The sequence below is a fragment of the Streptomyces sp. NPDC085946 genome (assembly GCF_044540485.1).
In the GTDB taxonomy this organism is placed as follows: domain Bacteria; phylum Actinomycetota; class Actinomycetes; order Streptomycetales; family Streptomycetaceae; genus Streptomyces.
The window spans coordinates 243,682-269,395 of sequence record NZ_JBITSF010000004.1 but is presented as its reverse complement, the minus strand read 5'-3'; the positions used below and the strand labels follow the sequence as shown (position 1 = coordinate 269,395).

The 25,714-nt window shown below is 74.2% G+C and carries 22 protein-coding genes and 1 pseudogene; 15 read left to right on the top strand and 8 right to left on the bottom strand.

Annotated features, from left to right (window positions below):
• Positions 1-29: 29 nt before the first annotated feature.
• The gene (locus tag ACIF8T_RS11270; protein ID WP_400033559.1) at positions 30-1,013 is read left to right on the top strand and encodes an ABC transporter substrate-binding protein; all 984 of its coding nucleotides are present in this window, start codon (positions 30-32) and stop codon (positions 1,011-1,013) included.
• Positions 1,014-1,114: 101 nt separating this feature from the next.
• Here ACIF8T_RS11270 and ACIF8T_RS11265 read toward each other — a convergent pair whose 3' ends face one another.
• Entirely contained in the window at positions 1,115-2,560 is a 1,446-nt protein-coding gene (locus tag ACIF8T_RS11265) for a glyceraldehyde-3-phosphate dehydrogenase (protein WP_400033557.1), read from the bottom strand.
• 105 nt (positions 2,561-2,665) lie between these two features.
• Positions 2,666-3,172, bottom strand: a complete 507-nt coding sequence (locus ACIF8T_RS11260; protein WP_400033555.1) for a hypothetical protein — start codon at positions 3,170-3,172, stop codon at positions 2,666-2,668.
• A gap of 276 nt (positions 3,173-3,448) precedes the next feature.
• Here ACIF8T_RS11260 and ACIF8T_RS11255 point away from each other — a divergent pair, with 276 nt between their 5' ends.
• The 7 genes from ACIF8T_RS11255 (at position 3,449) to ACIF8T_RS11225 (ending at position 11,774) form a co-directional block, all read left to right on the top strand.
• Positions 3,449-4,504: a hypothetical protein gene (locus ACIF8T_RS11255; RefSeq protein ID WP_400033553.1), complete on the top strand. Its 1,056-nt coding sequence runs from the start codon at positions 3,449-3,451 to the stop codon at positions 4,502-4,504.
• Between the two features lie 120 nt (positions 4,505-4,624).
• A complete protein-coding gene (locus tag ACIF8T_RS11250) occupies positions 4,625-5,356 on the top strand; it encodes a class F sortase (RefSeq protein WP_400033551.1) in 732 nt (243 codons plus the stop codon).
• A gap of 155 nt (positions 5,357-5,511) precedes the next feature.
• Positions 5,512-7,419 carry a molecular chaperone HtpG gene (gene htpG, locus ACIF8T_RS11245; protein WP_400033549.1) on the top strand — a complete coding sequence of 636 codons (1,908 nt, stop codon included), beginning with the start codon at positions 5,512-5,514 and terminating at the stop codon, positions 7,417-7,419.
• A gap of 297 nt (positions 7,420-7,716) precedes the next feature.
• Positions 7,717-8,814, top strand: a complete 1,098-nt coding sequence (locus tag ACIF8T_RS11240; RefSeq protein WP_400033929.1) for a hypothetical protein — start codon at positions 7,717-7,719, stop codon at positions 8,812-8,814.
• Positions 8,815-8,986: 172 nt separating this feature from the next.
• A complete protein-coding gene (locus tag ACIF8T_RS11235; RefSeq protein WP_400033547.1) occupies positions 8,987-10,102 on the top strand; it encodes a Gfo/Idh/MocA family protein in 1,116 nt (371 codons plus the stop codon).
• Positions 10,099-11,037 carry a PmoA family protein gene (locus ACIF8T_RS11230; RefSeq protein ID WP_400033545.1) on the top strand — a complete coding sequence of 313 codons (939 nt, stop codon included), beginning with the start codon at positions 10,099-10,101 and terminating at the stop codon, positions 11,035-11,037. Before ACIF8T_RS11235 ends, ACIF8T_RS11230 begins: the two co-directional genes overlap by 4 nt.
• Before the next feature lie 284 nt (positions 11,038-11,321).
• A complete protein-coding gene (locus tag ACIF8T_RS11225; protein WP_400033543.1) occupies positions 11,322-11,774 on the top strand; it encodes a phospholipase in 453 nt (150 codons plus the stop codon).
• Positions 11,775-11,824: 50 nt separating this feature from the next.
• Here ACIF8T_RS11225 and ACIF8T_RS11220 read toward each other — a convergent pair whose 3' ends face one another.
• Complete coding sequence (locus ACIF8T_RS11220) at positions 11,825-12,520, bottom strand: phosphatase PAP2 family protein (protein WP_400033541.1); 696 nt, start codon at positions 12,518-12,520, stop codon at positions 11,825-11,827.
• Positions 12,521-12,888: 368 nt separating this feature from the next.
• Between ACIF8T_RS11220 and ACIF8T_RS11215 the strand changes: the two genes are divergently transcribed.
• Positions 12,889-13,545, top strand: coding sequence for a class I SAM-dependent methyltransferase (locus tag ACIF8T_RS11215; protein WP_400033540.1), 657 nt, complete (start codon positions 12,889-12,891; stop codon positions 13,543-13,545).
• Positions 13,546-13,585: 40 nt separating this feature from the next.
• On the opposite strand, the gene ACIF8T_RS11210 is transcribed toward ACIF8T_RS11215, so the two are convergent.
• Both ACIF8T_RS11210 and ACIF8T_RS11205 read right to left on the bottom strand, forming a co-directional pair.
• Complete coding sequence (locus ACIF8T_RS11210) at positions 13,586-15,856, bottom strand: heavy metal translocating P-type ATPase (protein ID WP_400033539.1); 2,271 nt, start codon at positions 15,854-15,856, stop codon at positions 13,586-13,588.
• A gap of 28 nt (positions 15,857-15,884) precedes the next feature.
• Positions 15,885-16,097, bottom strand: coding sequence for a heavy-metal-associated domain-containing protein (locus ACIF8T_RS11205; protein WP_400033537.1), 213 nt, complete (start codon positions 16,095-16,097; stop codon positions 15,885-15,887).
• 200 nt (positions 16,098-16,297) lie between these two features.
• On the opposite strand from ACIF8T_RS11205, the gene ACIF8T_RS11200 reads away from it, so the two are divergent.
• The gene (locus ACIF8T_RS11200; protein WP_400033535.1) at positions 16,298-17,284 is read left to right on the top strand and encodes a hypothetical protein; all 987 of its coding nucleotides are present in this window, start codon (positions 16,298-16,300) and stop codon (positions 17,282-17,284) included.
• An 8-nt stretch (positions 17,285-17,292) separates the two neighbouring features.
• Here the strand turns inward: ACIF8T_RS11200 and ACIF8T_RS11195 are convergent.
• Positions 17,293-19,137, bottom strand: a pseudogene (locus ACIF8T_RS11195) (glycoside hydrolase family 15 protein).
• Between the two features lie 112 nt (positions 19,138-19,249).
• A complete protein-coding gene (locus ACIF8T_RS11190) occupies positions 19,250-20,029 on the bottom strand; it encodes a DeoR/GlpR family DNA-binding transcription regulator (protein WP_400033533.1) in 780 nt (259 codons plus the stop codon).
• Between the two features lie 133 nt (positions 20,030-20,162).
• On the opposite strand from ACIF8T_RS11190, the gene ACIF8T_RS11185 reads away from it, so the two are divergent.
• Together ACIF8T_RS11185 and ACIF8T_RS11180 are read left to right on the top strand one after the other, a co-directional pair.
• A complete protein-coding gene (locus ACIF8T_RS11185; RefSeq protein WP_400033531.1) occupies positions 20,163-21,044 on the top strand; it encodes an SIS domain-containing protein in 882 nt (293 codons plus the stop codon).
• Between the two features lie 122 nt (positions 21,045-21,166).
• Positions 21,167-22,051 carry a ketose-bisphosphate aldolase gene (locus ACIF8T_RS11180; protein ID WP_400033529.1) on the top strand — a complete coding sequence of 295 codons (885 nt, stop codon included), beginning with the start codon at positions 21,167-21,169 and terminating at the stop codon, positions 22,049-22,051.
• On the opposite strand, the gene ACIF8T_RS11175 is transcribed toward ACIF8T_RS11180, so the two are convergent.
• Positions 22,041-23,216: a methyltransferase gene (locus ACIF8T_RS11175; RefSeq protein WP_400033927.1), complete on the bottom strand. Its 1,176-nt coding sequence runs from the start codon at positions 23,214-23,216 to the stop codon at positions 22,041-22,043. The two genes, ACIF8T_RS11180 and ACIF8T_RS11175, sit on opposite strands and share 11 nt — an antisense overlap.
• A gap of 68 nt (positions 23,217-23,284) precedes the next feature.
• Between ACIF8T_RS11175 and ACIF8T_RS11170 the strand changes: the two genes are divergently transcribed.
• The 3 genes from ACIF8T_RS11170 (at position 23,285) to ACIF8T_RS11160 (ending at position 25,712) form a co-directional block, all read left to right on the top strand.
• Entirely contained in the window at positions 23,285-23,932 is a 648-nt protein-coding gene (locus ACIF8T_RS11170; protein WP_400033527.1) for an alpha-ketoglutarate-dependent dioxygenase AlkB family protein, read from the top strand.
• Between the two features lie 36 nt (positions 23,933-23,968).
• A complete protein-coding gene (locus tag ACIF8T_RS11165) occupies positions 23,969-25,207 on the top strand; it encodes an ROK family protein (protein ID WP_400033525.1) in 1,239 nt (412 codons plus the stop codon).
• An 82-nt stretch (positions 25,208-25,289) separates the two neighbouring features.
• Positions 25,290-25,712, top strand: coding sequence for a PPOX class F420-dependent oxidoreductase (locus tag ACIF8T_RS11160; RefSeq protein WP_400033523.1), 423 nt, complete (start codon positions 25,290-25,292; stop codon positions 25,710-25,712).
• Positions 25,713-25,714: the final 2 nt, after the last annotated feature.

Genomic DNA, 25,714 nt, shown 5'->3' with positions numbered 1-25,714 from the left:
CTCCCACCCCGTACGCAAGGAGAACGACCGTGCCCACCCTCAACCGCCGCCGCGGCGCCGCAGCCGCCCTCGGACTCGCCACCGCCCTCCTGCTCGGCGCCTGCGCCGACCCCTCCGACGGCGGCACCGCCGAGGTCAAGGACGGCAAGGGCACCCGGGCCAAGCTCAACCTCACCCCGGACCAGGACCGCGTCAGAACCGAGAAGGTCGACTCCATAGCCGCCCAGGTCCCCGAGAGGATCCGCAAGAGAGGGACCCTGGAGGTGGTGGCCTCCTCCGGCTCCGCCGCGCCGCTGACCTTCCACGCCACCGACGACCGGACCGTGATCGGCGTCGAACCCGACATCGCCCACCTGGTCGGCGACGTCCTCGGCCTGAAGGTACGTCTCAACACGGTGTCCTGGGAGAACATCTTCGTCGGCCTGGACAGCGGCAAGTACGACGTCGGCTTCAGCAACATCACCGTCACCGAGGAGCGCAAGGAGAAGTACGACTTCGCCACCTACCGCGAGGACAACCTCGGCTTCGAGGCGAAGAAGGGCAGCGGCCTGACGATCGACGGGCCGGAGGACGTGGCGGGCCGGACGGTCGCCGTCTCCAGCGGCACCAACCAGGAGAAGCTGCTCATCGAGTGGAGCAAGGCGAACGAGAAGGCCGGCCGGAAGCCGGTCGACATCAAGTACTACCAGAACGACAGCGACACCTACCTCGCCCTGCAGTCCGGCCGCATCGACCTCTACCTCGGCCCCAACCCGACCGCGGCCTACCACGCGGCCGCCACCGGGAAGACGGAGGTCGTCGGCACCTACTCCGGCGCCGGGGCCGAACTGCAGGGCCTCATCGCCGCCACGACCAAGAAGGACAACGGCCTGGTGAAGGCGCTCGCCGGCGCGCTCGACGAGGTCGTCGACAACGGCACGTACGCGAAGGTGCTGGAGCGCTGGGGCCTGTCGGACGAGGCCGTGACCGAGTCGGAGATCAACCCGCCGGGCCTGCCGAAGACGGGCGCGTAGCGGCCCGCGAGGGCGGCGGGAGGGCGGCCGGACCCCTCATCCGGATCGGCCGCCCCCCACCGCCGCCCGCCCGCCTCGACGGCGGACGGGCAGCCGGGGGATCAGACCGCGGGCGCCGGGTACGTCGGGTACTCCACGCCCGAGACGTGCTGGACGACCCGGATCACCTGGCAGGAGTAGCCGAACTCGTTGTCGTACCAGAGGTACAGGATCGCGTTGTCGCCCTCGACCTTGGTCGCGCCGGCGTCGACGATCGAGGCGTGGCGCGAGCCGATGAAGTCGCTGGAGACCGCGTCGGGAGCGCTGATGAAGTCGATCTGACGCTTGAGCGGCGAGGTCAGCGAGACGCCCCGCAGGTAGTCGAGGACCTCCTCGCGGGTGGTCTCGCGGGCCAGTTGGAGGTTGAGGATCGCGATCGACACGTCCGGCACCGGAACGCGGATCGAGCTGCCGGTGATCTTCGCCTTCAGGTCGGGCAGCGCCTTGGCGACGGCCGAGGCGGCACCCGTCTCGGTGATGACCATGTTCAGCGGCGCACTGCGGCCGCGGCGCTCGGACTTGTGGTAATTGTCCAGCAGGTTCTGGTCGTTGGTGAACGAGTGGACGGTCTCCACGTGACCGCGCAGCACGCCGAACTCGTCCTCCATCGCCTTCAGCGGCGGGACGATCGCGTTCGTGGTGCAGGACGCGCAGGACAGGATCCGCTCGTCCGGCTTGATGGTGGCGTGGTTGACGCCGTGCACGATGTTCGGGACGTCGCCCTTGCCCGGCGCGGTCAGGACGACCTTGTCGATCCCGGGGCGCAGGTGCTGCGAAAGGCCCTCGCGGTCGCGCCACTTGCCGGTGTTGTCGATGAGGATCGCGTCGGTGATGCCGTACGCGGTGTAGTCGACCTCGGACGGGTCGTTCGCGTAGATCACCTTGATCTCGTTGCCGTTGGCGAGGATCGTGCTGGTCGCCTCGTCGACGGTGATCGTGCCCTGGAACTGGCCGTGGATGGAGTCGCGGCGCAGCAGCGAGGCGCGCTTGACGATGTCCTGCTCCCCGCCGCCGCGCACCACGATGGCGCGCAGCCGCAGGCCGTTGCCGGAACCGGCCTTCTCGATGAGCAGGCGGGCCACGAGCCGGCCGATGCGGCCGAAGCCGTACAGGACGACGTCGCGCGGCTCGCGGCGCTCGATCTTGTTGGCGCCGGTGGCGCCCGCGACGGCCTCGGCGGTGAACTCGTGCACCGTCAGGCCGCGGTCGTCGCCGCGGTACGTCGCGGCCAGCATGCCGATGTCGATCTGGGACGGACCCAGGTCGAGCGCCGTGAGCGCCTGGAGGAACGGCATCGTCTCGGTGACGGACAGCTCCTCACCGGCGATCTGCCGGGCGAACCGGTGGGTCTTGAGGATGCTGACCACCGACTTGTTCACCAGGGAGCGGCTGTGGAGGAGGACGGTGACGTCCCGCTCCCGGTGCAGCCTCCCGATGATCGGGATCATCGATTCCGCGATCTCCTCGCGGTTCTTCCAGTTGGTGAACGAGTCGTCGTTGACAGTCACAGGTCCATCTTTCGAGCTAGGTGGCGCTCATATGCTAACCATCCCCCGTTCCGGACCCCGACCGGGGGGTGACCGCCGCACCCCGACGGCCGGAATGCGGCGATTTCAGCCGGTGTGGCCGGTCCACGCGAGCAGCAGCGTCTCGCGCTCCTCCCGGGCCGGCGTGCCGTCGGCCGCGTGGTCGCGGCCCCAGGCGAGCAGGTCGCCGAGGCGCGCCGTGCCGCGGGCGAGCCGCTTCAGCAGCGTGCGGGACAGCTCGTACTCGACGGGCCCGTAGATCCCGCCGGTGACCGCCGCCGCCACGGCGGCCTCGACGGACGCGTCGGCCGTGGTGACCCGCACGGTGAAGGCGGGCGGCAACTCGCCGTCCCCGGTCACCGCGGCGGTCAGCGCGTCGACGGCCAGCGAGACGAGCCGCCGCCCGGCGGACCGCACCGCGACGTCGAGCGGCTCGATGTCGCACACGTCGTCCCAGGTCCAGAAGGTGCCGCGGCCGGCCTCCAGCACCTCGACGCCGTCCTTCGTCAGCCGGACCCCGGAACCCGCCCCGACGGGCTCCGCGCCCACGTACACCGCGTCCCCGGTGATCCAGAACAGTCCGACCATCGCCATGGGTGCCTCCCGCGCACGTCGCCGGGGGAAGATCGTCCTCACCCCGTGCCGGACTGTGAGACGACGGGGACGACCAGGCGGTTTCGCCTCTGGCGGGGCCCCGGCCGCGACGCCGCCGGGAGGCGCCGGATACCGCCGTAGGAGTGGTGTCGTAACCCGAGTGAACGCCCCGGATGGTGCGGAGCGCCGGAAGCACGGACGTTGGATCACGTCGAGGCCGTGCCCACACGAGCTGATGAAGCGTCAGCGACGCGGCCGCGACGGAAGGACTTTCAAATGCGCTCTGCCCGCATGCTGCTCGCCACCGCGACGGCCACGGCCGCGCTCGCGATCGGCGCTCCCGCCTACGCCTTCGTCGCCGAGCAGGACCACTCGGACTCCTCCTACAGCAAGGAGGACGACCACTCGAAGGACTCCTCCTACGGCAAGGAGGACGACCACTCGAAGGACTCCTCCTACAAGAAGGAAGAGGACCACTCGAAGGACTCCTCCTACAGCAAGGACGAGGACCACTCGGACTCTTCGTACAGCAAGGACGAGGACAAGGACAGCAAGCACGACAAGCCGCACGGCGGTGTGCACACGGGTGGCGGAGCGCTCACGGCCGTGACCGGGGAGGACTACGACTCCGAGAAGGAGTCGAAGGACGAGTACAAGAAGGACGAGTACAAGGACGAGGACAAGAAGGACGAGTACAAGGACGACGAGTACAAGGACGAGGACAAGAAGGACGAGTACAAGGACGACGAGTACAAGGACGAGGACAAGAAGGACGAGTACAAGGACAAGCCGCACGGCGGTGTCCACACGGGTGGCGGCGCGCTGACGGCCGTGACCGGGGAGGACTACGACTCCGAGAAGGAGTCGAAGGACGAGTACAAGAAGGACGAGTACAAGGACGACGAGTACAAGGACGAGGACAAGAAGGACGAGTACAAGGACGACGAGTACAAGGACGACGAGTACAAGGAGGAGGACAAGGACGAGTACAAGAAGGACGAGTACAAGGACAAGCCGCACGGCGGCGTGCACACGGGTGGCGGCGCGCTGGCCCTGCTGAACAGCGACGACTGGGGCTCCTCGAAGGACCCGAAGTACGACCCGGAGACCTACAAGGAGAAGGACAGCGACAGCTCCGAGTCCTGGAGCAAGGAGGAGGAGAAGAAGGACGACTCCTCCTGGAAGCACGAGAAGCCGCACGGTGGCGTGCACACGGGTGGCGGCGCGCTCGCCGCTCCGGGTGTCACCACGGGCGGACTCGCCGTCCTGGCCGCCGCCGGTACCGGCGTCTACGTGCTGCGCCGGAAGAAGGCCGCCGCAGGCGTTGCCTGATCCGTGCCCGGTGTCGTAGCAGCCGCGGCCGCCGCAGCACGTGCCCCTCGTGCGGCGGCGGCCCGGCCCGCCCTTCCGCGTGTCGTGTCCGCTGCCGTGCCCGAGTGAGGTGGTCTTCCGATGGCAGCCAACCCTCCTACCGCTCCCGCCCCCGACCCGGTGCCGCCGCAGCGCAGTCCCCGCCGAGGCGTGACGGCGATGTTCTGGGGCCTGGCTGCCCTGTGGCTGGTGGTGAGCCTCATCGGCGGTCACCGCGCGTCGTCGGACGCCGATCCCGCGCCGCACGCCCCGCCGGCCGCCGCCGCGTCGGAGCTCCCCGCGCGCGCCTCGCGGTCGGGGGACGACGACGCGGGGGAGGCGGCCGGCCGGGCCGCGTCCAAAGGCCCGGCGGGCAAGCACCTGCCGCGGTCCCGGCCCACCCGGCTGCTCATCCCCGCGATCTCCGTCGACGCGCCGTTCACCGACCTCGCCCTCGACTCGTCGGGCCAGCTCGAACCCCCGCCGGCGGACGACACCAACCTCGTCGGCTGGTACGCCAAGGGCGCCTCGCCCGGTGAGGCGGGCACGTCGATCATCGCCGGGCACGTGGACACGGCGACGTCCCCCGCCGTGTTCGCGGGCCTCAGCGAACTGGACAAGGGCGACCGGTTCCACGTGCTGAGGGCCGACGGCAGCCGGGCGACCTTCGTGGTCGACGACGCGGAGTCGTTCGCCAAGGACGACTTCCCCGACGAGCGCGTGTACGCGGACACCCCGCAGGCCCAGGTCCGCCTCATCACCTGCGCCGGCGACTACGACCACGAGGCCAAGGACTACACGGAGAACCTGGTGGTCTTCGCCCATCTGGTCTGAGTCCGGCGCAGTCGTGCCGCGACCGGTGTGCGGACCGGTCGCGGCACATGTCGTCCACCTCTCCGCGGGCGTCCGCGAGACCCGGACTGACATGGTGTTTTACAGTGACAGGCACCAGTTCCGGCGACTTGTGACCTGTGAGGTAAGCGCCAGCCATGCCGACCGAAACGTTTGAGTTCCAGGTAGAGGCACGTCAGCTGCTCCAGCTGATGATCCACTCGGTCTACTCGAACAAGGACGTGTTCCTGCGCGAGCTCGTCTCCAACGCCTCCGACGCGCTGGACAAGCTGCGCCTGGCGAAGCTGCGGGACGACACGCTCGACGCCGATGTGTCCGACCCGCGCATCGAGATCGAGATCGACCAGGACGCCCGTACCCTCACCGTCCGTGACAACGGCATCGGGATGTCGTACGACGAGGTCGGGCAGCTCATCGGCACCATCGCGAACTCGGGGACGGCCAAGTTCCTGAAGGAGCTCGAGGAGGCCAAGGACGCGGGCGGTGCCGAAGGGCTCATCGGGCAGTTCGGCGTCGGCTTCTACTCCGCCTTCATGGTGGCCGACGAGGTGACCCTGCTGACCCGGCGCGCCGGGGAGGGCGAGGGCACCCGCTGGTCGTCCCGCGGCGAGGGCACCTACACCCTGGAGACCGTCGACGACGCCCCGCAGGGCACCGCCGTCACCCTGCACCTCAAGCCGGCCGACCCCGACAACCAGCTCCACGACTACACGGCCGCCTGGAAGATCCGGGAGATCGTCAAGCGGTACTCGGACTTCATCACCTGGCCGGTCCGGCTCCTGCCCGCGCGGCCGGGCGAGGACGGCGAGGCGGCCGGGCCCGAGACGCTCAACTCGCAGAAGGCCCTGTGGGCGCGCTCGCGCGACGAGGTCTCCGACGACGAGTACCACGAGCTGTACAAGCACATCAGCCACGACTGGCGCGACCCCCTGGAGACCATCCGCCTCCAGGCGGAGGGCACCTTCGAGTACCAGTCCCTGCTGTTCATCCCCGCCCACGCCCCGCACGACCTGTTCACGCAGGGCTACCAGCGCGGTGTGCAGCTGTACGTCAAGCGCGTCTTCATCATGGACGACTGCGAGGCGCTGCTGCCGCCCTACCTGCGCTTCGTCAAGGGCGTCGTCGACGCCCAGGACCTCTCGCTGAACGTGTCGCGCGAGATCCTCCAGCAGGACCGGCACATCCGGATGATGCAGCGCCGGCTGACCAAGAAGGTCCTGTCCACGGTCAAGGACCTGATGGCCAAGGACGCCGACAAGTACGCCACGTTCTGGCGGGAGTTCGGGGCCGTCCTGAAGGAGGGCCTGGTGACCGACGCCGAGAACCGCGACGCCCTCCTCGCCGTCGCGTCCTTCGCCACCACCCGCGGCGACGAGCCGACCACGCTGAAGAGCTACGTGGAGCGGATGAAGGACGGCCAGGAGGACATCTACTACCTGACCGGCGACTCCCGGCAGAGCCTGGAGAACTCCCCGCACATGGAGGCGTTCCGCGCCCGGGGCATCGAGGTGCTGCTGCTCACCGACCCCGTCGACGAGGTGTGGGTGGACGCCGTCGGCGAGTTCGAGGGCAAGCGGCTGCGGTCCGTCGCCAAGGGCGAGATCGACCTCGACGCGGCGGGGGAGGAGAAGACCGAGGGCGAGCGGGAGAAGCAGGCCGAGGAGTACGGCGGTCTGCTCGGCTGGATGACGGAGCGGCTGGAGGAGGACGTCAAGGAGGTGCGCCTGTCCTCGCGCCTGACCACCTCGCCCGCCTGCCTGGTCTCCGACGCGCACGACCTCACCCCGGCCCTGGAGAACATGTACCGGGCGATGGGCCAGGAGGTCCCGCGCACCCGGCGGATCCTGGAGCTCAACCCCGACCACCTGCTGGTGAAGGGCCTGAACCAGGCGTTCCGGGAGCGCGGGGACCAGGAGGACCGGGCGGATCTCGCCGAGACCGCGGAGCTGCTCCACGCGCTGGCGGTGCTCGCCGAGGGCGGCCAGCCGAAGGAGCCCGCGCGGTTCGTGAAGCTGGTGGCGGACCGCCTGGAGCGCACCCTCTAGACACCCGTGGCGCACCCCGCGGACACCCGGCCGGTGCGGCCCGCGCGGCGATCGAGCCGCACGGGCCGCACCGGCCGCCGTTCCCGGTGACGCAGGCGTCCGCGCCGCCCGCCCGCCCGCCGCCGGGATCGCCCGGTGGCGCCGGAAGCCCCCCGCCGTCCGTGCCTGACGGTCGGTCATACCAGCGCCCAGGTGCGGCCGTTGGTGTCGGTGGGCTGTGTGATGATGCGGGTCGTCGACGCATGGATCGAACGGCCCGTGGGGGGCCGGGTGCGTGGGAAGGGGCGGGAACGCATCATGGGCAAGGGCGGGGCGTCCATACCGGACGAGGAGTGGGAGCGCTTCCTCCGGGAGGCCGAGGCCGGGACGCCGGGGGCGCCCGAGGAGCCGTCGGCGCGGGCCCGGACGGTGGCGCGGCGGCTGCGGGAGGAGCCCGCCCCGCCCCGGGGGTGGCGGACCCACGAACCGGCCCCGCGGCGCCGCGGCAAGGGCCGGTACGTGGTCGGACCGCTGCTCGCGGTCGCCCTGCTGCTCGTGGCCCTGGCCCCGGGGCGGGTCGTCGACTGGTTCGGCGGCGGAGGGGAGGGCGGCGGTACGCCGCTCGCCGCGGAGTCCGAGCGGCCCGGCGAGGCGCCCGCGACCGAGGCGGCGGCCCGGCTGCCCACGCCGGAGCGGCCGTTCCGCGGCTCGCCGGCGGAGCGCTGGGCCGACGGGACGGCGGGCATCCACGTGCCCGCGGCGCGGGCGACCGGCTGGATGGACGAGGAGCGGGTCGCGCGGGCGCTGGAGCGGACCCGGGACTTCCTCGCGGCGTCCGGCCTGGACCCCGGTGTGCTGCGCGGGGAGCGGCCGCAGAAGGCGATCGCGCTCATCAATCCGCACCAGGCCGACGTCAGGAAGTACCTGGCGACCGCGTTCGACGAGCCGGGCCGGGACGCCGACCCCCTGCTGCTGTTCAGCCGTCTCGACCCGTCGGTGCGGCTCGCCGGGGACGTGGTCAAGACCCGCGGGCGCGTCTCGTACCGGGAGGGCGAGCGCGGCGCGGTCGAGGTGACCGCCGACGTCACCTACGTCTACCCGGTCGTGCGCGCCGCCGGCGGGAGCGACGAGGTGGCCCGCACCATCGTGCGCCGCGAGACCGTCCTGAGCTGGGACGACCCGGCGAAGGTGATCACCGAGCCGGGCACGTTCTCGCTCCTGTCCTACAAGGCGGACATCGCCAACGGCGGCTGCGGCACCCCCACCGGCTACCTCACCCCCGCGTTCGGCGCCGAACGCGCGGCCGGCGGGCCGGCCGGCGGCTCCGAGGTCGACCCGTACGACCGGAGCACCTCGATGGACCAGCGCCTCGAGGCGTCGGGCGGGGCGGACTGCGGGACCGCCACGCGGACCTGAGCCGCGTCCTGCCCCCCGCGCGCGGACGCGCGCGCCGGTCCTCGCGGCCCCTGCCGGATGATCCGTTACGGGCGGAGGGCTTGTCCCGTCACGGCCCTCCGCCTAGGGTCGCCTCCGAATGGTGAAAGCGCTTTCTAGAGCGTGTGTCCGCCGGCCGTCCGAGGAGCGCCGCATGTCCCTGCCCCCTGTCCGCCGCCGTGTCGCCGTGGTCGGCACCGGTGCCATCGTCAGCGGCAGCCACCTGTCCGCGCTCCGGGCCCACGCCGACCGGACCGAGCTGGTCGCCGCCGTCGACGTGGACCAGGGCCGGCTGGACGCCTTCCGCGCGCTGGCGGGGGAGGAGGTCGCCGGGTACACGTCGATGAGCGGCATGCTGGACGCCGTACGCCCCGACCTGGTGCTGATCGGCACGCCGCCGGCGCTGCACCGGGAGCAGACGGTGGCCGCGCTCAAGGCGGGTGCCTGGGTGCTGTGCGAGAAGCCGCTGTGCCTGTCGCTCGCCGAGTACGACGACATCGCCGCGGCGGAGGAGGCGTCCGGGGCGTACGCCTCCGTCGTCTTCCAGCACCGCTACGGCTCCGGGGCCGAGCACGCCCGCGCGCTGATCGCCGGCGGCGAGCTGGGCGCCCCGCTGGTCGCGCACTGCCAGACCACCTGGCACCGCGACGCCGCCTACTACGCGGTGCCGTGGCGCGGGCGGTGGGCCACCGAGGGCGGCGGGCCGACCATGGGACACGGCATCCACCAGTACGACCTGCTGCTCCACCTGCTCGGCGAGTGGGAGGAGGTGCGGGCGATGGCCGCGCGGCTGGTGCACGACACGGAGAGCGAGGACGTGTCGACGGCGCTGGTGCGCTTCCGGAACGGGGCCCTCGCCACCGTCGTCAACAGCGTGCTCTCCCCGGACGAGGTGAGCCGCGTCCGCGTCGACTGCGCGGACGCCACCGTCGAACTGACCCACCTGTACGGACACCGCAACGACGACTGGACCTACACCCCGGCCCGGCACGTGGACCCCGCGCGCGCCGCCGCCTGGCGCACCCCCGCGCAGGACGTGCCCAGCTCCCACACGGCCCAGCTCGGCACCCTGCTCGACGCCTACGACAGCGGGACGCGGCCGCCGGGCAGCGGCCGGGACGCCCGCGGCACCCTGGAGTTCGCCGCCGCCCTGTACAAGGCGGCGTTCACCGGGCGGCCCGTGCGCGCCGGCGAGATCGGCCCCGGCGACCCCTACTACGCGGCCATGCACGGCGGCCACCCCGACTGGGCCCCCCGGGAGGACGCGTGAGCATCCGCGTCAGCCACACCCACGGCGAGCACATCACGGTCACGGCGGCGAACGGCACGGAGATCCTGCGCTACGTCTACCGGCCCGACCCGGACCCCTTCGAGTCCCGCAAGCCGTACGCCCACCCGGTGCGCACGCTGGCCGGGCGCACGGTGACCGGGTACCGCCCGAACGACCACCGCTGGCACAAGGGCCTGCAGATGACGGCCAGTCACCTGTCCGGGCAGAACTTCTGGGGCGGCAACTCCTACGTGCGCGGCCGGGGGTACCTGCCCCTGCCCGACCGGATCGGGTCGATGCGGCACGACGGCTTCTCCGCGTTCACGGTCGGGGACGACCGGCTGGCCTTCACCGAGGACCTCACCTGGGTGGCGAACGACGGTGCCGCGTGGGCGCGGGAGGCGCGGGGGATCGCCGTGCACGCGGTCGACGAGGAGACCGGCTCCTGGGTGCTGGACTGGTCGATCCGGCTCACCAACGTGCGCGACGCGCCGCTGGCCTTCGGGTCCCCGACCACGGCCGGCCGGGAGATGGCCGGCTACACCGGCCTGCAGTGGCGCGGTCCGCGGGACTTCACCGGCGGCACGGTCCTCGCCCCGGACACCGTCCCCGCGGAGGGCGCCGACGCGGGCGGGCTGATGGGCACCCAGGGCCCCTGGCTCGCCTTCACCGCCGAACACGACGAGGTCGACGGCCACTCCACGCTCGTCTTCGCGCACGCGCCCGAGAACCTCGACGGTACGTCCGCGATCCACCCGTCGCACTGGTTCGTGCGCTCCGAGCCGGTCCCGACGGTCGCGTTCTCCTGGGCGTTCTTCGAGGAGTTCGAGCTGCCGCCCGGCGCGTCCTTCGCCTACCGGTACCGGGTGGTGGTCGCCGACGGCCGCTGGGACCACGACCGGGTCGCCGCCCGTCTGAAGAGCCTGCCGTGGTGAACGCGGCGTCCGCCGGGCCGGGGCCCGGTCCGCGCCGCCGCACTCGCTGCCCGGCGCCGTCGGCCCGCCGGTCCGCGCTGCCGGGCGCCGCGCTGCCCCGCTGAGGGCGGGACGACCGGGCGGCCGGCCCGGCGATCCGGAGGTTCACCCTCCGATCTTCTTCAACCACCAGCATTTCAGGGGAACTTAGGCCACGGCAGGTGTGGGGACGGGGGAGAGGCGGCGATCCTCTTGTCATGAACCTGCGACCCGAAGGGCGGGTCGCAGTCTCGTGGAGGTGTGGGATGCACCGCAGACTCGCCACCGGTCTCGCCGCTTCGGCCCTGGCGGTGGCCACCGCCGTCGGCACGGCCACCGCCGCCGAGGCCGCACCGGCGGACAAGGCCCAGGTCCTCGCGAGCTGGACGCAGACCAGCGCGTCGAGCTACAGCCTCTGGGCCGCCGCCCGCGCGAACCGGACGGCCTGGGCCGCGTACGGCTTCGACTGGACCACCGACTACTGCTCCTCCTCGCCGGACAACCCGTTCGGCTTCCCCTTCTCGGCGTCCTGCGCCCGCCACGACTTCGGCTACCGCAACTACAAGGCCGCGGGCACCTTCACCGCCAACAAGTCCCGCCTCGACAGCGCCTTCCACGAGGACCTCAAGCGCGTCTGCGCCGCCTACGCCGGCGGCACCAGGACCGCCTGCGACAGCACGGCGTGGACGTACTACCAGGCCGTCAGGGCCTTCGGCTGACGGACCGCCGGCCGGGCGGGGCCCCGGCGGGGCCGCACCCGGCCGACGGCTCAGCCTCCCGCGCGGCCGCGCCGCAGCAGGGCGCGGCCCGCCGCGGCGGCCGTCCGCCACCGCGACGACTCGGCGGTCGCCGCCGCGGCGGCCGCCAGCGACGCCGCCGCGCTCGCGATGCCGAGGACCGCCCCGGCGGCGACGTCGCCCGGGTAGTGCACGCCCGTGTGCACCCGGGAGTAGCCCACGGCACCCGCCAGCGCCCCCAGCGGGACCGCCGCCGGCGGCAGGACCACGCCGACGGCGGTGGCGAAGGCGACCGCCGACGCCGTGTGCCCCGACGGGAACGACGCCGACTCCGGCATGGGGACGTGCCGGTCCACGGTCACCCGCGCCGCCTCCCGGTCCGGCCGCGCCCGGCGCACCAGGCGCTTGCCGAGCAGGTTGGCGGAGGCGGAGGCCACGGCGATCGCGCCGACCCCGGCGAGCGCCGCCCTGCGCGGCCGGCCCTCGCCGAGGGCGAGGGCGGCGGCGATGGCGAACGAGATCTTCGAGTGGTCGGCCGCGTGGGACAGGCGGCGCAGCGCCCGGTCCAGCGTCGGCGTGGGCGTGGCGGCCACCGCCGCGTAGAGGGCGCCGTCCACCGCCCGCAGGTCGTGCAGCACGGCGGACAGGGCCCGGCCCGGTCCGGTGGCGGGCTCCTCCGCCGTGACGAGGGGGCGGACGGCGGCCTCGTCCGGGGTGGGTTCGGTCATGTCCTTCTCCTGCGGTGGCGTTGCGGAGCACGGTCCGGCCGGCGGTGCGTGCCGGGCGCGCCTTCGCCGGGCCGGGACCCGATGAGTGCCCACCCTAAAGGTGTTCCACCCGGTGAGACCCCTCACGCCCCCCGTATCACCGGCGCCACCGCCGCCACGGACCCGGCCCGCGCCGCCCGCAGGGGCGCTCCGGCGGGGCCGTACGGCCGTCCGGTCCGGTGCGCGGCGGCGGTGCAGGACCGCGGGAGGGCCGGTCCGGCCTGCGGGCGGGGCGGCGGGCGGCCGGGGCGTGCGACGGACGGTCCCGGGCCCCGCGCGGGAACTGACGGACGGTCGGCCCGGACACGCCCCTTGGTGTACTGGTGGGCATGCCCTCCTCGCCGCTCCGTGTCCTGCGCGCCCTGGACCGCTTCCACGCCGCCCACCCCTGGGACCACAACGCCCGCTTCCACCGCTGGATCCTGCGCCGGCTGCCCCGGCGCCCCGGCAGCGCCCTGGACGTCGGCTGCGGCAGCGGTGACCTGGTCCGGCTGCTGGCCACCCGGGCCCGGGAGGTGCACGGCATCGACTCCGACCCGGTGATCACGGCCGCGGCACGCGCGCTGACACCCGCGGACGCCCCGGTCACCTACACGGTCGCCGACGCGCTGACCGGTCTGCCCGACCGGACGTACGACGCCGTCACCTGCGTCGCCGTCCTGCACCACCTGCCGCTCACCCGTGCCCTGACCGTCCTGCGCGACCACCTGGCGCCCGGCGGGACGCTGGTCGTCGTCGGCGTCGCCCGCGCACGGACCCCCGTCGACCACCTGCTCGGCGCGGTGTCCGTCCCGCTCAACCTCGTCCTCGCCTGGTACCGGACCGGGGGCCGCCCGGCGCCCCGGCCCCTCTCGATGACCGCGCCGGTCCGGGAGGCCGACGAGGACTTCGCCGCCATCGCCCGCGCGGCGCGGGCCGTGCTGCCCGGCGCGCGGCTGCGCCGCCGCCTGTTCTGGCGCTACACGCTGGTGTGGCACCGCCGGTGAGTCTCACCGGCGGTGCCGCACGGACGTCCGGCCGGACCGGTCAGTCCGCGGCCCGGAAGGTGCGCAGCCGCAGCGAGTTGGCGACGACGAAGACCGACGAGAACGCCATGGCCGCCCCCGCGATCATCGGGTTGAGCAGCCCGGCCGCCGCGAGCGGCAGGGCGGCGACGTTGTAGGCGAAGGCCCAGAAGAGGTTGGAGCGGATGGTGCCGAGGGTGCGGCGGGCCAGCCGGATCGCGTCCGCCGCGGCCCGCAGGTCGCCCCGGACCAGCGTCAGGTCCCCGGCCTCGATCGCGGCGTCCGTGCCGGTGCCCATGGCCAGCCCCAGGTCGGCCCGGGCGAGCGCGGCGGCGTCGTTGACGCCGTCGCCGACCATCGCGACCACGCGGCCCTCGGCCTGGAGCCGCCGGACGACGTCGACCTTGTCCTGCGGGAGCACCTCGGCGACCACGTCCTCCGGCGCGATGCCCACCTCGCGGGCGACGGACCGGGCCACCGCCGCGTTGTCGCCGGTCAGCAGGATCGGCCGCAGCCCGAGGGCGCGCAGCCGCCGTACGGCTTCGGCGCTGGTCTCCTTCACCGCGTCGGCGACCTCCAGGACCGCCCGCGCCTCGCCGTCCCAGGCGACCGCGACGGCGGTGCGCCCGGCCTGCTCGGCCGCCGCCCCGGCCCGGGCCAGACCGGCCGGCAGTTCCAGCGACCGGTCGGCCAGCAGCCGTTCCCGGCCCACCAGCACCGCGTGGCCGTCCACCACGCCCCGCACGCCGAGACCGGGCACGTTCGCGAAGTCCTCCGGGACGGGCAGCGCACCCAGCTTCTCCAGCGCCCCGTCGGCGACGGCCCGCGCGACCGGGTGCTCGGAGGCGTGCTCCAGCGCCCCCGCCAGGCGCAGCACCTCGGCCTCGTCGGTGCCCTCGGCGGCGTGCACGGCCAGCAGCGTCATCCGGCCGGTGGTGACGGTGCCGGTCTTGTCCAGGACGACGGTGTCGGCCCGGCGGGTGGACTCCAGGACCTCCGGGCCCTTGATGAGGATGCCGAGCTGCGCGCCGCGCCCGGTGCCGACCATGAGCGCGGTGGGCGTGGCGAGCCCCAGGGCGCAGGGGCAGGCGATGATCAGCACGGCGACCGCGGCGGTGAACGCGGCGGTCGGCCCGGCGCCGTTGCCGATCCAGAAGCCCAGCGTGGCGAAGGCCAGGGCGATGACCACCGGGACGAACACGGCGGAGATCCGGTCGGCGAGCCGCTGGGCCGCGGCCTTGCCGTTCTGCGCGTCCTCCACCATCCGGGCCATCCGCGCCAGCTGCGTGTCCGCGCCGACCCGGGTGGCCTCGACGACCAGACGGCCGCCGGCGTTGAGCGTGGCGCCGGTGACCGGGTCCCCGGGCGTCACCTCCACGGGCACGGACTCCCCGGTGAGCAGGGCGGCGTCCACGGCGGAGGACCCCTCGACCACCGTCCCGTCGGTGGCGATCTTCTCGCCGGGCCGGACCAGGAAGCGGTCGCCGGGCTTCAACTCGCTTATGGGGACCGTGTGTTCACCGCCGTCGGGGAGCAGCAGGGTGACGTCCTTGGCGCCCAGCTCCAGCAGCGCCCGCAGCGCCGCGCCCGCCCGCCGCTTGGCCCGGGCCTCGAAGTACCGCCCGGCCAGCAGGAAGGCGGTGACCCCGGCGGCGGCCTCCAGGTAGATGTTCCCGGTGCCGTCGCCGCGGGCGACGGTCAGCTCGAAGGGGTGCGTCATGCCCGGCGTGCCCGCCGTGCCGAGGAACAGCGCCCAGACGGACCACAGGAACGCCGCCGAGGTGCCGAGCGAGACCAGGGTGTCCATGGTGGCCGCGCCGTGCCGCGCGTTGGTGAACGCCGCCCGGTGGAAGGGCCACGCGGCGTACGTCACGACCGGCGCGGCCAGCGTCAGGGACAGCCACTGCCAGAAGTCGAACTGCAGGGCCGGGACCATCGCCATCGCGACGACGGGCACGGTCAGCGCCACCGCCGTGACCAACCGCTGCCGCAGCGGCCGGAGTTCGTCGGTGCCGCCGGGGTCCTCGGCGTCCCCGGCCGGCCCGCCGGGCCGCTCGGGGGGTCCGGGTTCCCGCGCGGTGTACCCGGTCGCCTCGACGACGGCGATCAGGTCGCGCACGGACACGCCCGCGCCGTAGCGCACCCGGGCCTTCTCGGTGGCGTAGTTGACGGTGGCGGTGACGCCGTCCATCCGGTTGAGCTTCTTCTCGACGCGCGCCGCGCACGAGGCGCAGGTCATGCCGCCGATGGCGAGCTCTGCCTCCGTGGTGGCGCCGGTCGTGCCGGTGGTCATGGCTGCTCCTCGGGGTGTGGTCGGCGGGTCAGGCCCGGCCGGTCAGCCGGTAGCCGGCCTCGTCGACAACCCTGGCGATCAGGGCGTCGTCGGGCTCGGCCGCGCTGGTCACGGTGACCCGTCCGGCGGGGAGGTCCACCGAGACGCCGGTGACGCCGTCCAGCGCGGCTATGACCCGGGTGAGCGTGGCCTCGCAGTGGCCGCAGGACATGCCGGAGACGGCGTAGGCGGTGACGGACATGGGTTCCTCCAGAGGTTCGGCCGGGCGAGCAGGTCGGTAGGGATACGGGGCAGGGGTACCGCCCCGTCGGACTCGTTTATACCCCCAGGGGGTATCTGGCGCAAGCGGTGTCGTTGCTTGACTTCATACCCCCCAGGGGTATGGTGAGCTGTAGGGAGGCCTCACGAGGCGAGGCCCTGGACCCCCAAGGAGGGACGGCCATGAACACCGGACTGAAGATCACCGCGTTCGCCGCCGCACTCGCCGCCGCCTTCGGCACGGCGTACGGCGTCGGGCAGGGCTTCGACCCGGTCGTCGCCGACGACGCGCCGCGGCACGCACGGGAGCACGGCGGGTCCTCGCCCACCGCGGGCGGAGGCGGCGGCCACGCCGGGCACGGGGCACCCCCGGCCGGCGGCCTGCAGATCTCGGAGCGGGGCTACACCCTCGACCTGGGCACCCCGCGCGTCACGGCCGGGGAGCGCACCGACCTCCGCTTCACCGTCCGCGACGCCGACGGCCGCGCCGTCACCGCCTACCAGCGCGCACACGACAAGGAACTGCACCTCATCGTGGCGTCACGCGACCTGACCACCTACCGCCACCTGCACCCCGTCCGCGCCGCCGACGGCACCTGGAGCACCCCGGTCGACCTGCCCCGCGCGGGCGGCTACCGGGTCTTCGCCGACTTCACCCCGGCCGGCGAGGGCGCCGGCAACCTCACGCTCGGCGCCGACCTGGCCGTGGCGGGCCGCTACGACCCCAAGCCCCTCCCCGCGCCCGACACCACGGCCCGGGTCGACGGCTACGAGGTCCGGCTGACCGGAACGCTGCGCCCCGGCACGGCGAGCGAACTGAAGCTCCGCGTCCTGCGCGACGGCAGGCCCGTCACGGACCTCCAGCCCTACCTCGGCGCCTACGGCCACCTGGTGGCGCTGCGCTCCGGCGACCTCGCCTACCTGCACGTCCACCCCAACGGCGAACCCGGCGACGGCACCACGCGGCCCGGCCCGGACATCTCCTTCACGGCCACCGCCCCCAGCGCCGGCGCCTACCGCCTGTTCCTCGACTTCCGGCACGACGGAGCCGTCCGCACGGCGGCGTTCACGGTCCGGACCGGGGAGGCGGCGACGGCCTCGCAGACCCCCGGGTCCGCACAGCCCTCCGGGCACCCGGAGGGGCACTCCTCCGGCGGCCACGGCCACTGACGGGCCCGTCAGCCCAGCGCCCGGTCCAGGTTGAACGCCGCGCTGATGAGCGCCAGATGGGTGAACGCCTGCGGGAAGTTGCCCTCCTGCTCCCCGGTGCGGCTGATCTCCTCGGCGTACAGGCCGAGGTGGTTGGCGTACGTCAGCATCTTCTCGAAGGCGAGCCGCGCGTCGTCGAGCCGGCCGGCCCGGGTCAGCGCCTCGACGTACCAGAACGAGCAGATGGAGAACGTGCCCTCGTCGCCGCGCACCCCGTCGGGGCTGGCCCCCGGGTCGTACCGGTAGACCAGCGAGTCGGAGACCAGCTCCTCGGTGAGGACGTCGAGGGTCGACAGCCACTTGGGGTCGGTGGGGGCGATGAACTTGCTCAGCGGCATCATCAGCACCGCCGCGTCCAGCACCTCGCCGTCCTCGTGCTGGACGAAGGCCCCGCGCGCCTCGCACCACCCGCGGGCCATGATCCGCCGGTAGATCGTGTCGCGGCACTCCCGCCAGCGCGGCAGGTCGGCGGGCAGGCCGCGCCGGTTCGCCAGCCGGATGGCCCGTTCCACGGCCACCCAGCACATCAGCCGGGAGTACAGGAAGTTCTTGCGCCCGCCGCGGGTCTCCCAGACGCCCTCGTCGGGCTGGTCCCAGTGCGCGCACACCCAGTCCACCAGCGCGCACACGTCGTCCCACTGGCCGCTGGAGATGGGCTCGGCCCACTTGTCGTAGAGGTAGACGGAGTCGATGAGCGCGCCGTAGATGTCGAGCTGGAGCTGGTCGGCGGCGGCGTTGCCGATCCGCACCGGGGCCGAGCCGTGGTGCCCCTCCAGGTGGCCGAGCTCCTCCTCCGGCAGCTCGGTGCGGCCGTCGATGCCGTACATGACCTGCAGCGGTCCGGAGGACTTGCCGGCGCCCGGGCTGATGTGCCGGGTCAGGAACGTCATGAACGCCGAGGCCTCGCCGGTGAAACCCAGCCGGAGCAGCGCGTACACGCAGAAGGCCGCGTCCCGCACCCACACGTACCGGTAGTCCCAGTTGCGCTCGCCGCCGAGCCGTTCGGGCAGGCTGGTCGTCGGCGCGGCCACGATCGCCCCGGTGGGCGCGTGGGTGAGCAGCTTCAGGGTGAGGGCGGAGCGGTGCACCATCTCCCGCTAGCGGCCCTTGTACCGGGAGGCGGACAGCCAGTGCCGCCAGTACGCCACCGTCGCGGCGAACTGCTCCTCGGCCTCGGTCCGGGCGCACCGCCGCGGGAACACCGGCCCGCCGACCTGATCCAGCGCGAAGACCGCCGACTCGCCCTCGGCGAGCTTGAACTCCGCCCGCACGTCCGGGCCGTCGGTGTCCAGCGGCACGGTCGAGGTCAGCGCGAGCGCCGTCCCGTCGGACTCGAACACCGCCACGTCGTCCCGGAGCCGCACCTCGTGCGGCTGCCGGCCGTAGTCGAACCGGGGCGCCACCCGGGTCCGGAACGGCAGCGCCCCGCGCACGCACACCACCCGCCGGATCAGCCGGTGCCGCTCCGCCTCGGCCGCCGTCCCGCCGACCGGCATGAAGTCCTGCACCTCGCCGACCCCGTCCTCGGTGAAGAAGCGGGTGATCAGGACGTTGGTGTCGGGGAAGTAGAACTGCTTGGTGCGGGCCGGTACGGCCGCCGCCAGCGCGAAGCGGCCGCCGCGCTCCGCGTCCAGGACGGCGGCGAAGACGCTCGGGGAGTCGAAGGCCGGGCAGCAGTACCAGTCGATCGTGCCGTCGGTGCCCACCAGGGCCACGGTGCGCAGGTCGCCGATCAGCCCGTGCTCGGCGATCGGCAGGTAGCGCGGGGCGCCGGAGCCGTCCGCGCCGGATGCGGTACCACTGGTTCCGCTCATCGCAGCCTCCTTCGCCTCAGCTTAGGCGCAGCCGGGCGCGGGGGAGCGGTGAGCGGGCGGGCGCCGGGCGCGGTGGCACCCCCGGCCCGGCCGCGCCGCGGGGGCCCGGACCTCAGACCAGCACGACCCGCAGCCCCGCCTCCTCGAACCGCCGGACCGTCTCCGGCGCGGCGGCCGCGTCCGTGACCAGGGTGTCCACCGCCTCGGCCGCGCAGATCCGGGCGAAGGCCCGCCGGCCCAGCTTGCTGGAGTCGGCGGCCACGACCACCCGCGCGGCCCGCTCGCACAGCAGCCGGTCGACCGCCGCCTCCGCCTCGTCGTGCGCGGCCGCCCCGTCCGTGACGTCGAAGGCGACGACGCCGAGCACCGCCACGTCCAGCGTGATCCGGTCGAGCACCCCGTCCGCGAGCGGCCCGACGAGCTCGTACGACTGGGCCCGCGCCACCCCGCCCGTCACCACGATCTTGAACTGCGGCCGCACCGCCAGCTCGTTGGCGATGTTCAGCGCGTTCGTCACCACGGTCAGGGCGGGCGAGCCGGAGGCCAGGTCGCCGCGCACGGCCAGCGCCCGGGCCACCTCGGTGGTCGTCGTGCCCCCGGTCAGCCCGACCGCCTCGCCGGGCGCGACGAGGGCGGCCACCGCCTCGGCGATGCGCTGCTTCTCCGGCGCGCGGCGCGCCGTCTTGTACCGCAGCGGCAGCTCGTAGGACACCCCGTGCACGACCGCGCCGCCCCGGGTGCGCACCAGCATCTGCTGCTCGGCGAGCCGGTCGAGGTCCCGCCGGATCGTCGCGGCCGACACCCCCAGCTCGGCGGCCGCCTCCTCGACCTCCAGCCGGCCGCGCTCGACGAGCAGCTCCAGCAGCTCCTTCCAGCGGGCGTCCCGCGACATCCGCACCTCCGGTCCGCGCTCGTTCCCCGACGTCCGGGCGACCCTAACGCGCCCGGCCGATCCCGCGCAGCATGCTTGAAGGTGCTCGGAAGCGGCGGCTATCTTGCAGGAACGGTCATCTCGGGGGTGGGGCATGACGCATGTCGAGGACGAACTCACCAGCCAGCCCGCGTGCTGGACGCGCGCCGCGGCCGACGCGGGCTCCTGGCGCCGGGTGCTGCCGGCCCCCGGGGAGCGGGTCGCGGTGGTCGGCTGCGGCACCTCCTTCTTCATGGCCCAGGCGATCGCCGGACTGCGCGAGGGCGCGGGACAGGGCGAGACGGACGCCTTCGCCGCCTCGGAGTTCCCGTACGCGCGGGCGTACGACCGTGTGGTGGCCCTGACCCGCTCGGGCACGACCACCGAGGTCCTCGGCCTGCTGGCGCGGGTACGGGGACGCATCCGGACCACCGCCGTCACCGCCGGCCCGGACACGCCCGTCACGGCGGCCGCCGACGACACCGTCGTCCTCGACTACGCCGACGAACGCTCGGTCGTGCAGACCCGGTTCGCCACCACGGCCCTCACCCTGCTCCGCGCCCACCTCGGCCTGCACCGGCACGCGGTCGTCGCCGACGCGCACACGGCCCTGACCACGCCGCTGCCCGACGGCCTGGCCGACCGCACGCAGTTCGCCTTCCTCGGGCGCGGCTGGACCGTGGGACTGGCGCACGAGGCCGCGCTGAAGCTGCGCGAGGCCGCGCAGTGCTGGACGGAGGCCTACCCGGCGATGGAGTACCGGCACGGCCCCATCAGCGTCACCACCGGCACCACCGCCACCTGGATGCTCGGCGAGGCCCCGCCGGGACTGGCCCGCCAGGTCCGGGAGACCGGCGCGCTGTGGATCGGGGGCACCCTCGACCCGCTCGCCGAACTGGTGCGCGCCCAGCGGCTCGCGGTCGCCGTCGCGGCGGCGCGCGGCCTCGACCCGGACCGGCCGCGCCACCTCACCCGCTCGGTGATCCTCGACGCCTGAGACGGCCCGGACCGCCCCGCGAAGACCCCGGCGCGACGGCACGATCCGGACCGCCCCGGCACGACCCCGGCCGGCCCTGCCCCCGCGGCCCGGCCGGCCCCGGCACCAGCAGAGGAGAAGCCGTGCCCCTCACGACCACCGGCGAGCTCGTCCGGCGCGCCGCCGCGGCCCGCTCGGCCGTCGCCTCGTTCAACGTCATCACCCTGGAGCACGTCGAAGCCGTCGTCGCGGGCGCGGAGTCGGCCGGTGCGCCCGTCGTGCTCCAGGTCAGCGAGAACGCGGTGCGCTTCCGCCACGGCCGCCTGCTCCCGCTGGCCCGCGCGGCCGTCGCCGCCGCCGAACACGCCGCCGTACCGGTCGCCCTGCACCTCGACCACGTGCGGAGCGACACCCTGCTGCGCCAGGCGCCCGACGCCGGCTTCAGCTCCGTCATGTACGACGCGGCCCGGCTGCCCTACGCGGAGAACCTCGCGGCGACCCGGGCGGCCGTCGCCCGGGCGCACGCCCGAGGGCTGTGGATCGAGGCCGAGCTGGGGCGGATCGGCGGCAAGGCCGGACGGGACGGGCCCGCCGGGCGCCCGCTGGACCCCCACGCCCCCGGTGCCCGCACCGACCCCGACGAGGCCCGCGCCTTCGTCGCCGGCTCCGGCGTGGACGCCCTCGCCGTGGCGATCGGCAGCGCCCACGCCATGACCACCCGCACCGCCGCCCTCGACCACGCCCTGCTGGCACGCCTGTCCGCCGCCCTGGACGTGCCGCTCGTCCTGCACGGCTCCTCCGGCGTCCCGGACCGCGAACTGGCCGCGGCGGTCGCGGGCGGCATCGCCAAGGTCAACATCGGCACCGCCCTCAACATCGCCCTGACCGGCGGGATCAGGGCGTACCTGGCGGCGCACCCCGGGGCCGTCGACCCGCGGCACTACCTCGCGGCGGGCCGGGAGGCCATGGCCGCCACCGTGGCGGCGCTCGTCCGGGTGGTCGGCGGGAGCGGGCGGACTACCGCTTGACGGCCTTGAGCACCACGAACTTCGGGTCACTGGCGACGAGCCGGCTGTTGCCGAACAGCCGCCGCAGCTTCACGTGGTAGCCCAGGTGCCGGTTGCCGACCACCCACAGCTCCCCGCCCGGCCGCAGCACCCGCCGCGCCCCGGTGAACATCCGCCACGCCGTGGCGTCGGTCGTCGCCTGGTGCGAGTGGAACGGCGGGTTGTTGAGCACGAGGTCCACGCTGCCCGACGGCACGCCCGCCAGGCCGTCCCCGACCCGGAACTCCGCGCGCCCCGGCGCCCCGCCGGCCCGGTACGTCGCCTCCGCCGAGGCCACGGCCTGGAACGACTCGTCGACGAACAGCACCTCCGCCCCGGGATCGGCCAGCGCCACCGCCGTGCCGACCACCCCGTTGCCGCACCCCAGGTCCACCACCCGCCGGGCACCGTCCGCCCCCGGCGCCCGGCCGCCCGTCCCCGGCGCGTGCGCGCGCGTGTCCGGCAGGTGCCGCAGGAAGAACCGGGTGCCGATGTCCAGCCGGTCCGCGCAGAACACCCCCGCGTGGTTGACGACGGTCCGGCCCGAGACCGGGCCGATGCCGTCGGGCAGCGTGTAGCGGTACGGCCACGGATTGGCGGGCCGCTCCAGGGCCGGGTCCGGCGTGCACAGGACGAGCCGGGCCTTCTTCACGGCGAGCGAGGTCCGGGTCGGCCCGAGGATCCGCTCGAACAGCTCCAGCGTCGAGGTGTGGATCTCCTTGACCATCCCGGTGCCGACGACCACCGTGCCCTCGTGCACCGAGGGCGCCAGCCGCAGCAGCTGGTCCTCCAGGAGCGCCAGGCTCTTGGGCACCCGGACCAGCAGCACGTCGACCCGGCCCGGCGGCTCGTCCTGGGTGGTGAGCAACCGGACCGCGTCCGGCCCGGCACCGCCGCGCGCCAGGTTCGCGCGGGTCGCCTCCTGCGCCAGGTGCGAGTCGGTGATCTGCACCGGCCCGTGCGCCGCCAGCGCGGTGGTCAGCGCGCCCCAGCGGTCCCCGAGGATCACGACCGTGCCCGACAGCGGCACGTCCTCCTCGGCGAGGTGCCGGAGCAGGTACTCGTCGGAGGCGTCCCAGGCGCGCAGCCTCTCACGCGGGTCCTCGGGGAAACGGGTCAGCGCGAGCTCGCCCCAGGGCGTCGTCATACGGTCGTTCATCGTGCGTCCAGGCTAGCCGAGCCGCAGCTCAGGCCCGTTCGGGCAGGATGGGAGCCATGGACGCCGAGCTGTTCCCCCGCCCCCGCGCGCAGGTCGCGCCCGGCGCCGTCCACGTGCCGGACTGGCTGGACGCCGCCGCGCAGCGCGACCTCCTCGCGGCGTGCCGGGAGTGGGCCCGCCCGCCGGCGGGCCTGCGCACGGTCCGCACCCCCGGCGGCGGCACGATGACCGCCCGGCAGGTCTGCCTGGGCTGGCACTGGTACCCGTACGGCTACGCCCGCACCGTCGTCGACGGCGACGGCGCCCCCGTCAAGCCCTTCCCGGCCTGGCTCGGCGCCCTCGGCCGCCGGGCCGCGGCCGACGCCCTCGGCCCCGCGGCGGCCGGCGCGGCGTACGACATCGCCCTGATCAACTTCTACGACGGCGACGCCCGCATGGGCATGCACCGCGACAGCGACGAGGAGGCGGACGCGCCGGTGGTGTCGCTGAGCCTCGGCGACACCTGCGTCTTCCGCTTCGGCAACACCGCCACGCGCACCCGGCCCTACACGGACGTCGAGCTGCGCAGCGGCGACCTGTTCGTCTTCGGCGGGCCGTCCCGCCTCGCCCACCACGGCGTGCCCCGGGTGCACGCGGGCACGGCACCCCGGGAGTTGGGGCTGACCGGGCGGCTGAACATCACGCTCCGGGTCAGCGGCCGGTAGGCCGCCGTACCTGCGGATCATGGGAGACTCACCCTCATGAGCGGGAAGGCGGACCCCCGGCCGGCGGGGGAAGGGACCACCTCGAGGACGCGGCTGGACCGGGGGCGCGGCGCGCTCGGCCCCGCGCTGGAGCTCGTGCACACCGGCCGGGCCCCGACCCGCGCCGTGCTCACCGCCGAGCTCGGCGTGACCCGTGCCACGGCCGGCGCGGTCGCCGCCGAACTGGAGGCGCTCGGGCTGATCCGGGTCGACGCCCGGCCGGGCGCGGCGGCGGGTTCCCAGGGGCGGCCCTCGCACCGGCTCGCGGTCGCCGAGGAGGGCCCCGTCGCGCTCGCCGCGCAGGTGCACGCCGACGGCTTCCGGGCCGCGCTGGTCGGACTGGGCGGCCGGATCGTGGCCACCGCGCCCGGCTGCGAGGTCGTCGACGCCGACCCGGCCAAGGTGCTCGGCTCCGTCGTCGAGGCGGGCGCGGAGCTGCTGCGGCAGACCGGGCGCCGGTGCGTCGGCGCGGGCCTCGCCGTACCGTCCGCGGTCGCCCGGCCTGCCGGGCTGGCGCTGAACCCGCTGCACCTGGCCTGGCCCGCGGGCGCGCCCGTGGCGGAGATCTTCGCCGAGCAGGTCCGCGCGGCCGGCATCGACGGGCCCGCCTTCGCCGCCAACGACGTCAACCTCGCCGCGCTCGCCGAGCACCGGCACGGCGCCGGGCGCGGCGCCCGCCACCTGCTGTGCGTGGCCACCGGCCACCGGGGCGTCGGCGGCGCGCTGGTGCTGGACGGGCGGCTGCACACGGGCAGTTCGGGTCTCGCCCTGGAGGTCGGCCACCTCACCGTCAACCCCGAGGGCCGCCCCTGCCACTGCGGCAGCCGGGGCTGCCTGGACGTGGAGGCCGACCCGCTGGCGTTCCTCACCGCGGCGGGACTGGAGCCGGGCCCCGAGGTGTCCCTGCTCCAGCAGGCCGTCGACCTGATCCGCTACCGCTACGACGACCCGGCCGTCCGCGCCGCCACCGAGGCCCTCATCGACCGCCTCGGCCTCGGCCTCGCGGGCCTGGTGAACATCCTCAACCCCGACCGGATCATCCTGGGCGGCCTGCACCGCACCCTGCTGGGCGCCGACCCGGAGCGGCTGCGCGCGGTCGTCGCCGAACGGAGCTTGTGGGGCCAGAGCGGCGGGGTACCCATCCTGGCGTGCACGCTCGACCACAACAGCCTGGTGGGCGCCGCGGAGCTGGCCTGGCAGCCGGTGCTGGACGATCCGCTGGCCGCCCTCACCTAGGGCTGTGCGGCGGGCCCCGCCGCGCGCCCCCCGGCGCGGGCCGGCCCCCGACGACCGAGAAACCCCCTGGAAGGAGCACCCCGTGTCCAAGCCCCCGCTGCCCCCCGAGGCCGAGGACCTGCTGCGCCGCCCCAACCCGTGCGTGATGGCCACCCTCCGCTCCGACGGCACGCCCGTCTCCACCGCCACCTGGTACCTGTGGGAGGACGGCCGCGTGCTGATCAACCTGGACGCGGGCCGGGTCCGCCTGAAGCACCTGCGCCGCGACCCGCGCGTGACCCTCACGGTCCTCGCCGGCGACGACTGGTACACCCACGTCAGCATCGTCGGCCGTGTCGTCGAGACGTACGACGACGAGGACCTGGGGGACATCGACCGCCTCTCCCGGCACTACACCGGCAAGCCGTACCCGGAGCGGAGCCGTCCCCGGGTCAGCGCGTGGATCGAGGTCGACCGCTGGCACGGCTGGGGCGCGATGAAGGACAACGACCAGGCGTCGAGCTGACG